The sequence below is a fragment of the Vibrio sp. Vb1026 genome, assembly GCF_033338745.1.
Lineage (GTDB): Bacteria > Pseudomonadota > Gammaproteobacteria > Enterobacterales > Vibrionaceae > Vibrio > Vibrio alginolyticus.
In genome coordinates this window covers 1-4,664 of record NZ_JAWOTH010000041.1, presented here as the reverse complement: position 1 = coordinate 4,664, position 4,664 = coordinate 1, and the positions used below count along the sequence as shown (strand labels likewise).

Genomic DNA, 4,664 nt, shown 5'->3' with positions numbered 1-4,664 from the left:
AGAAATAGCCGCTGCGGTGTGAATATATCTAACAGGAGTTTTTTTTCTCAATGCTTTTTATACTTCTGGCCGCTTTCCATTCGGTTGTATCTTTGTCCTTTTGAGCCATTAGAACAGTAATTGCAGTTGCATATTCAGTTGTCCCTTGCTGATATGCCATGTTACCTATCTTACGGCTGCGCAGCGGGCTGCACCCTCCTTTGGCCTCAACAATTATAATTTCACCTAGTGGCGGCTCTGCCACCTAGTAAACCATATCAAAATCGCCCGGCTTCTAAATTTACCTTAGGGATGAAGCAGCTTAGCATTAGGACGTTTACTCCGGACAAAGTCATCCGCGGCTAACTCACCAATTTTTGCAGATTTCTGATTAATCTTGGCGATTTGAGCGTTATATCCATCTTCGCCAGTTCGAGCCTTCCTAGCCTCTTAACGTTCTTTCAAACACTCTTCAATTTTTGCTTTGTTTCGTTTTATTAGCTCATAATCACTCATATAGATTTCTGAGTTTTTTTATACTCTGCTTTATTCAGCACAAGATCTTCAGTGAAGATCGTGCAACCTTCTTCCCCGCCAACTTTCTCAGAGTCAAAAACATGCGCATTGACAAATTCCTCAATCCCAACAACATACTGCACTTCGTGTCTGCTGCCATCTTCTCCGACGGATGACTCTTTTGCAGCGTTTAAAATCTGATCGCAAACCTCTTGGGGGACATCGCTTTGGGCCTGATACTCTGCCTACATTTGACCCAAGCGTTTTAGCCCTTCTTCACACAAGAAGCCTGTTGGGTCAATCCACTGGATAGGATTGACTGCATATTGGTAATGCCACTATTGACAGTTCAACTAACAAGCTCCCAATCATAAATATAAAAGCCACCTCGTAAGAGATGGCTAAAAAAATACCCGAGGAGCTCTAAAAAGGACGCCATTCACTTTCTGACTTAAATACCACTCCTGAAAAATCTTTGTTCTCGATTAATTCAGCCAGTTTTTCATCGACACATAATAACCACTCGATAGCATCCAGTTGAAATATAGTTTTCTGCATTTCAATATCTTTCTTAAGGACAACTCGATCAATTGAATCAACCTCTCCATCAAACTCACTAAATATTGAATGATTTCTATCCAGTAAATCGCAAATCGCAAGAACATTTAAAAAATAGTATTCACCAAAACTTTTACCTTGGTAATTAACCTCAATCGGTAGGAATTCAACTTCACTCGTTTGTGTGTGCTTAGAAATTAAATCAGATAACCGTCGACTCACGATTAATAAAGGACCACTAAGAAAACTATCCGCAGGCTTGTCATCTGATATGACATCAATAGTAACTTTTGGCCATTTGTCTCCTAGGGCAACGCCTCCCGTCAGATTCAATCCTATTAATACACTAGACTGCGTTACTTTGCCTTGAGTAAAATCGGAGTCTCTATCTACCTTGTTGGTCCAAATTTTAAGTGTCATTACTACTTCCTACTTTTCCATTGCGGATCATCCAATTGCGATCGAGCTTCATTCTTTTCCAGAGCATTCCTAATGTTACTTTCTGTTTTTCCAATTTCATCTACAAAAATCATATCATCGATCAAACCACGACCATACTTAGTTTACAACGCTCTCATTTCTCGTCGAACTAAAGCACCTGAGAACCTTGGTGCCTTGCACTTAGATGTCTACCCACGTGTCAGGGAAGGCCTATTTCGACAGATGTTTTAATATTAGTTGGAAGTGCAATCCCATTTGCACCTCTGTTAATGTTGTAATCAAGTTCGGTAGCTCTATGCATGACCGGATATTCCTGAGCAATATTGATACTAATTTGGTGATTTCCAGCATGGTTTTCAGGTAACCCGCCAACTATTTCGTTATTTAACTTGAGCCCACAACCTCTTCTTAAAGAACCGCCATAATAATTCGCAACACTCCCCTCCTTTGAGTTTTATTTAAGGGGATGATTTGGACAATTTCCTCTATACCTACAACATATTGAACTTTGCGTTTACTACCATCTGAATGATTGATATAACGATGAAAAGTAACTTCGTTCTTCTCGCAATCAATATGGTCTAAATCGTATTCATATCGAATATGATTTTTAACTTTGGGTTTTCTGATAATGCCACGAATGATTGGTCGTTCGGCAAACAACAAACTCCCCACCATAAATATAAAGCCATTTCAAGAGAAAGATGGCTTATAGACTGAATTGCTAACTAAAGGGTGTTATTGAGTGATCTTCCCTGCTTTTACATCTTCTAGCCAACGTCCTTCAACAAGATAGGGTGGAAGCCAACCGGTTTCAACAGATAGACGGTTGCCTCTGTCGTACCACATGCAAGCCATGCCAAGCAGAGGGAAATTAATGAACGTGCGGAGCCCTATTCTATCTGGCCCTAATTCTCTAAGATGATATTTCTCTTGGAACTGTAGGTTTTTAACGAGCACTTCCTCAAAATCATAACCAATATTAGTAGTGAGCGCTGCGAAGGTTTCTAGGATCCCCATCGCAATTTCCAACGCCCAGTTATCCCCTTGAGCTACCGCTGCGTCCATTGCTGCAACCAGCTTATCAGGATAATCCGATGTGCGATTGTGGAACGACTGAATGACGTCTACTAGCATATAAGACAGCTCACCCGCTTTGGTAGAGCTCTGTCTCATCAAAGAAATCGAAAAGTTCGCTAACACATCCATGCTAGCTTTGTCACGAACGATGACAGAGGTAAAATACGCATCTAGCCACATTGAGGGGCAAATGAAGCCTGTTTTTAAAATACCTTCGCCTTTCCATGTTACTTCTGGATAATCAGGTAATTTAATGCTTTGAGGCTCGCTTGGCTTGATGGCAAGTTGATGGTAAAAAGCACGCATCAATGATGATTCATATAGACATAGCGTGCCGATTCTCTCATCATCGTCTAATGGAGGTAACCATGTATACAGACGGAGCTGATAAGAAATACCATCGCTCAAGTAAACCAAGTTTTCTCTTTTTATAGATATGCGCCTTTTCCTTTTGTCTAAACTCTCTTTTATTTCTTCTCGATAAGCTTCTCTTTCAAAATCACTTAGTTCAACATGAGCTACTCGTTCAACCTTTTTTACCTCTGAGCTATCAACCACTTCTGAACTCTCCTATATCTATATCAAACTCTTTTGCTTTGAACTTGGAAACCTTACCGCTAGAGGGTATTTCTGCTTGTGTATGTAATTTCAGTTGGTGCCTCGTAAATCATATCAAAGTCGCCTGGCTTCGAAATTGAGGCTCTATGTAACAACAGTTCAAAGGCTGAGCATATATTCCAAAAATGCCTCAAATGTTGTCCATGATTGGGCTTCTTTACCAAACAATTCATCTATGAAAAGGGCTACTTGCCCCGATCTTTCTGATTCATTTGAAAATAAAAAGTAGTAGCCACCTCCGGCATAGCGCTCTAATACGCAACCGTTTTGTGGTATTTTCTCAAAATCACTCGGTATCTCATCCTCGCGAAGTTCAAGAGTGCGCTCAACTGTAAGATAGTCCTCATCTTCAGAGTATCCATAAATCGTATGACCAAACCACTCAACGTAACCATATTTTCTTAGAAAAACTTTATATGGCTCCGGAAAGGATAATCCTAGCTGATTTTCCATTTCATGAATTGATACGTCATTCAACTCTCCAAAGCACTCAAACCCTTCTTTTTCGGTGAATTGATCGAGCATTACGTCTAAGCTTCTCATATTTAAAACTCTATTTTTGATATATATTTTGCCTTCATCGTACCAGTGCAATCGCTTATTGTACTTCTGATGAGGCTTGGAATTCATTACCCTGAAGTTATTGAACGAGTTATCCCCTTTCCGAAATAAAAGAGGTCTTATGGTGAATGATTAAATCCGTCGAGAAGTCTTCCTGATTTAATCATTTTGAACAACTGCTTTGAAGTAAAACGCTTCGCTGCCTCTTTTGTAATCGCGTAACAACGAACCCCTCACCATAAACTTATAAGCCACCTCGTAAAAGATGGCTTATAAGTAAAGAGAATTTATCTAGTGATCTTCCCTGCTTTTACATCTTCTAGCCAACGTCCTTCAACAAGATAGGGTGGAAGCCAACCGGTTTCAATAGATAGACGGTTGCCTTTGTCGTACCACATACATGCCATGCCAAGCAGAGGGAAGTTGATAAAAGTTCTGATGCCTATCCTATCTGGTCCCAATTCTCGAAGATGATATTTCTCTTGGAACTGTAGGTTTTTAACGAGCACTTCCTCAAAATCATAACCAATATTAGTAGTGAGCGCTGCGAAGGTTTCTAGGATCCCCATCGCAATTTCCAACGCCCAGTTATCCCCTTGAGCTACCGCCGCGTCCATTGCTGCAACCAGCTTATCTGGGTAGTCCGATGTGCGGTTGTGGAACGACTGAATGACGTCTACTAGCATATAAGATAACTCGCCCGCTTTGGTAGAACTCTGTCTCATCAAAGAAATAGGAAAGTTTGCCAATACGTCCATGCTAGCTTTGTCACGCACAATCACCGAAGTAAAATAAGCATCTAACCATCGATTAGGGTGTAAACATCCAGTTTTCAAAATACCTTCGCCTTTCCATGTCACTTCTGGATAATCAGGTAATTTAACGCTTTGAGGTTCATTTGGTTTAATGGC

5 protein-coding genes and 1 pseudogene are annotated in these 4,664 nt (G+C 40.5%); all 6 read right to left on the bottom strand.

Going from position 1 to position 4,664, the window contains the following annotated elements:
* Nucleotides 1-830: pseudogene (locus tag R7E47_RS23870) on the bottom strand (type IV secretion protein Rhs); the annotation flags it as partial.
* An 88-nt stretch (nt 831-918) separates the two neighbouring features.
* Nucleotides 919-1,473 carry an imm11 family protein gene (locus tag R7E47_RS23865; protein WP_033905294.1) on the bottom strand — a complete coding sequence of 185 codons (555 nt, stop codon included), beginning with the start codon at nt 1,471-1,473 and terminating at the stop codon, nt 919-921.
* 429 nt (nt 1,474-1,902) lie between these two features.
* Complete coding sequence (locus R7E47_RS23860) at nt 1,903-2,160, bottom strand: hypothetical protein (protein WP_128740512.1); 258 nt, start codon at nt 2,158-2,160, stop codon at nt 1,903-1,905.
* Between the two features lie 72 nt (nt 2,161-2,232).
* Nucleotides 2,233-3,132 (bottom strand): immunity 49 family protein, encoded by a 900-nt coding sequence (locus R7E47_RS23855; RefSeq protein WP_301875983.1) that lies wholly within the window; start codon nt 3,130-3,132, stop codon nt 2,233-2,235.
* Nucleotides 3,133-3,291: 159 nt separating this feature from the next.
* The gene (locus R7E47_RS23850) at nt 3,292-3,735 is read right to left on the bottom strand and encodes an SMI1/KNR4 family protein (protein WP_169644514.1); all 444 of its coding nucleotides are present in this window, start codon (nt 3,733-3,735) and stop codon (nt 3,292-3,294) included.
* A 305-nt stretch (nt 3,736-4,040) separates the two neighbouring features.
* Nucleotides 4,041-4,664: immunity 49 family protein (locus R7E47_RS23845; protein ID WP_318085113.1), on the bottom strand; the 624-nt coding region annotated here is incomplete at its 5' end.

Coding starts and splice junctions, on each gene's coding strand:
- R7E47_RS23865 (WP_033905294.1), bottom strand. CDS start 1,473: ATGACACTTAAAATTTGGACCAACAAGGTAGATAGAGACTCCGATTTT.
- R7E47_RS23850 (WP_169644514.1), bottom strand. CDS start 3,735: ATGAGAAGCTTAGACGTAATGCTCGATCAATTCACCGAAAAAGAAGGG.